The following is a 256-nucleotide window of genomic DNA, read 5'->3' as shown; positions in this document are numbered from 1 at the left end:
TTCTTCGCCTGACGCGCGATCAGGCGGATCTCTTTGCGGGCTTTCACGTTGGTGATATTAAAATCGGCTATTCGAGCGCTTATCTTGACACGCAGGGACATTCGGTTGCGACGTCTGTTGGTCTCGAAGGCGTTGGCGGTCTGGTCAAGCTGGGATCGGGAAAGCTGACACTCGCCGGACACAATCATTATCAATCAGGAACGACCGTTTATGAAGGTGTGCTTGCAGTTGATGGCGGGAGTGTTAACCATACGGC

At 53.1% G+C, this 256-nt stretch carries 1 protein-coding gene; it reads left to right on the top strand.

The features are described 5' to 3' along the window. A partial coding sequence (locus tag O4G76_RS21010) for an autotransporter-associated beta strand repeat-containing protein (RefSeq protein WP_269399041.1) occupies positions 1–256 on the top strand: 256 nt, incomplete at both ends.

The organism is Limimaricola sp. G21655-S1 (genome assembly GCF_027213785.1).
Taxonomy (GTDB): domain Bacteria; phylum Pseudomonadota; class Alphaproteobacteria; order Rhodobacterales; family Rhodobacteraceae; genus Limimaricola.
Note: the sequence above shows the minus strand (reverse complement) of the source record. Positions and strands in the feature narration are given on the sequence as shown.